A 3474-nucleotide genomic window follows, 5' to 3' on the forward strand; every position below is an offset into this window, starting at 1 on the left:
CGCCTATGGCTACGCCATCACGCCCGCGCTGCGCGCCACCGCGTCGGTCAGCTCGGCCTTCCGCGCGCCCACGCTGTACCAGCGCTTCAGCGCGTACGGCGACGCCAGCCTGAAGCCCGAAACCGGCCGCAACGTCGAGCTGGGCCTGCGCTACGCCAACGGCCCCACCCAGGCCAGCGTGGTGGCCTACCGCAACCGCGTGAGCAACCTCATCATCTTCGACAGCGGCGCCACGGCCTGCGGCGAGGCGTTCGGCTGCTACAACAGCGTGGGCCGTGCCGCGTACCGGGGCGTCACCTTCGCGGCGGGCCACCGCATCGGCGACACGACGCTGCGCGGCTCGATCGACCTGCAGAACCCGAAGGACCTGGACACCGGCAGGCAGCTCCAGCGGCGCGCCAAGCGCCACGCCACCTTCGGCGCCGACACCACGCTCGCGGGCTGGACGCTGGGCGGGGAAGTCCAGGCATCGGGCCGCCGCTTCGAGAACGCCGCCAACACCGACGTGCTCGGCGGTTACGCGCTGGTGAACCTGTACGCCAGCACACGCATCGCGCGCGATGTCACGCTGCTGGCCCGCGTGGACAACCTGGCCGGCAAGGACTACCAGGTGGCGCGTACCTACGTGACACCGGGGCGCACGCTCTATGTCGGCCTGAAGTGGGCACCGCAACGCTGAGCGGGGCAGGCGTGGTGCCGGCGTGACCATCCATCGTTCATGAACCCGAGTCTTTCCATTGCCCGCAGCGAGCTGATCCTGGGCGGCCAGAAAAGCGGCAAGTCGCGACGCGCCGAAGCGCTGGCGCGCGAATGGCTGGCGCAGGCGCCGCAGCACCGTGCCCTGCTCATGGCCACCGGCCAGGCCCATGACGGCGAGATGCGCGAGCGCATCGCCCGCCACCAGCGCGAGCGCGCCGAGCAGGTGCCGGGCCTGGCCACACTGGAAGAGCCCCGCGCGTTGGCCGATGCCATCGCGCAGCATGGCGCCGCGCACGTGCTGATCGTGGTCGATTGCCTGACGCTGTGGCTGACCAACTGGCTCATGCCCCCGGACGCGCCTGGTGCGCCGGCGCCGGTGGCGCCCTTGCTGGAGGCCATCCGGCGATCCCCCGGCCCCGTGGTGCTGGTGGGCAACGAGATCGGTCTGGGGGTCATCCCGCTGGGGCCGGAGGTGCGGGCCTTCGTCGATGCGCTCGGATCGCTGAACCAGCAGGTGGCCGGGGTCTGCGAGCGTGTGACTTTGATGGCAGCCGGTCTGCCGCTTTTCATCAAGAGCCCATGAAACCCCTTGACCGCTTCCTGTCGATCGTGTCCTGGCCGCGTGCACTGGTCGTCCTGCTGGCCTGTCTGTGCGCGGTCGCTCAGGTGCGGGCCGGGCCCGTGCAGATCACCGATGACCGGGGGCAGGTGGTGACCGTCCCGCAGCCGCCGCGGCGCGTGGCCAGCCTGCTGCCTTCGCTGACCGAGACGGTTTGCGCGCTGGGCGAGTGCCACCGCCTCGTGGGCGTGGACCGCTTTTCCAACTGGCCCGATGCCGTGAAGCAACTGCCCCAATTGGGCGGCGGCGTGGACCCGAACATCGAGGCCATCGCTGCCCTCAAGCCCGATCTGGTGTTGCTGTCCACCAGCACCCGTGCCCGCGAGCGGCTGGAGGCACTGGGCCTGACCGTGCTGGAACTGGAGCCCAGGACGCAGGCCGACGTGCGCCGCATGCTGGGCCACGTGGCCCGCGCGCTGCACCTGCCCGATCCACAGGGCGCGGCCGACCGGCTCTGGCGCGAGATCGATGCGGGCGTGCAGGCAGCGGCGCAGTCGCTGCCGCCGCAGGCGCGTGGCGCGCGCGTGTACTTCGAGGTGAGCCGGGGGCCCTACGCGGCGGGCGCGGCCTCGTTCATCGGCGAGACCCTGGCCCGCCTGGGTGTGCAGAACGTGGTCGGGGCCGAACTGGGTCCGTTTCCGCGCCTGAATCCCGAGTACGTGGTGCGTGCCAACCCCGGGGTGATCATGGTCGGCAACCGCAGCATGCAGCCCATGGTGATGTACCCGGGCTGGCAGGGAATGGCAGCCGTGCGCGAGCAGCGCGTGTGCGTGTTCGATCCTGTCGAGTCGGATGTGGTGGTACGGCCTGGTCCGCGCCTGCCCGAGGCGGCACGCATCATGGCACGCTGCCTGGCCGAGACGGCGCGATGACCGGGGTGAGCCGTCGTCACGGCCGCCGCGCCCTCTGGTGCGGAGGCTGTCTGCTGCTGGCCACCGGCGTACTGCTGCTGTGCGGCGTCGGAGTGGGCAGCACCGGCTTCGAGAGCGTGCTGCGCATGTGGGAGGACCCGATGGCGCGCCAGATCGTCTGGGATATCCGGCTGCCGCGCACGCTGGGCGCGTGGCTGGCGGGGGCACTGCTGGGGCTGGCGGGCGCGGTGGCGCAGGGCCTGTTCCGCAACCCGCTGGCCGACCCCTACCTGTTGGGCAGCGCCTCGGGCGCGGCGCTGGGCGGAGCGGTGGCAATGGCCTTGTTTGGCACCGCCTCGCCGCTGGCCTCGCACTGGCCAACGCACCTGGGTGTCACCGGCATGGCCTTCATCGGCGCGGCCGGCGCGGTGGGGCTTACCCTGGTGCTGGCCAAGGGGGTTCAGCACACCTTGCGTCTGCTGCTGGCTGGCGTGATCGTGGGCGTGGTGCTGGGCGCGCTGCGCGATCTGGTGGAGCTGGCCTCGCCCGACATCCTGCAGTCCATGCAGTCGTTCACGCTGGGTACCACCAGTTTTGTCGGCTGGATGGCCTGTGCCCTCATGGCGGCGGCCTGGTCGCTGTGCGCGGTGCTGGCCTGGGTGCTGGCGCGCGCGCTCGACGGCCTGACGCTGGGCGAAGCCACCGCCGCCAGCCTGGGCCTGCCATTGGCGCCCATGCGCGTCGGGCTCGTGGCAGCGCTGGCATTGGCCACCGGCACCGCCGTGGCGCAGACCGGATTGATCGCCTTCGTGGGCCTGGCCGCGCCGCACCTCGTGCGCTCGATCGTGCGGGTGACGCACGAGCGGCACATCGTGCTGTCCAGCCTGATGGGTGCCGTGCTGCTGCTGGCGGCCGACATCCTGGCGCGCTGGGTGCTGGCGCCGCAGGAACTGCCGGTCGGGGTGCTCACGGCGGCGCTGGGTGGCAGCTACCTGCTGTGGCTCATGCACCGGCGTGCGCCACAGGGGAGGGTGTCATGACCGCCGTCGCGATCGGTGCCCGCCAGGTCAGCGCCCGCATCGGTGCGCATCCCGTACTGCATGGGATCGATCTGGCCTTCCCCGAGGGACGCTGGACGAGCATCGTCGGCCCCAACGGCGCCGGCAAATCCACCTTGCTGAAAGTGCTGGCCGGCCTGCTGCCCGCCCGCGGCGAGGTGGCGCTGCTGGGCCGGCCGTTGCGGGCGATCCCGGCGCGCGAGCGTGCCCGCCTGCTGGCCTGGTTGGGCCAGAACGAAGGCTCGGC

General features: G+C 71.7%; 5 protein-coding genes. All 5 read left to right on the top strand.

Going from position 1 to position 3474, the window contains the following annotated elements:
- Window positions 1–679 (top strand): TonB-dependent receptor (locus tag PHQ87_RS15065; protein WP_300236125.1); only part of this gene is annotated, 679 nt, incomplete at its 5' end.
- A gap of 39 nt (window positions 680–718) precedes the next feature.
- On the top strand, window positions 719–1282 hold the full coding sequence (locus PHQ87_RS15070; protein WP_300236128.1) for a bifunctional adenosylcobinamide kinase/adenosylcobinamide-phosphate guanylyltransferase: 564 nt from the start codon (window positions 719–721) through the stop codon (window positions 1280–1282).
- Window positions 1279–2190: an ABC transporter substrate-binding protein gene (locus PHQ87_RS15075; protein WP_300236130.1), complete on the top strand. Its 912-nt coding sequence runs from the start codon at window positions 1279–1281 to the stop codon at window positions 2188–2190. Before PHQ87_RS15070 ends, PHQ87_RS15075 begins: the two co-directional genes overlap by 4 nt.
- 5 nt (window positions 2191–2195) lie before the next feature.
- A complete protein-coding gene (locus PHQ87_RS15080) occupies window positions 2196–3209 on the top strand; it encodes an iron ABC transporter permease (protein WP_300236133.1) in 1014 nt (337 codons plus the stop codon).
- The coding region (locus PHQ87_RS15085) for an ATP-binding cassette domain-containing protein (protein WP_300236136.1) at window positions 3206–3474 on the top strand (269 nt) is incomplete at its 3' end. The genes PHQ87_RS15080 and PHQ87_RS15085, both read left to right, overlap by 4 nt.

Origin of the sequence: Hydrogenophaga sp., assembly GCF_028698005.1 — a bacterium.
Taxonomy (GTDB): Bacteria; Pseudomonadota; Gammaproteobacteria; order Burkholderiales; family Burkholderiaceae_C; genus Hydrogenophaga.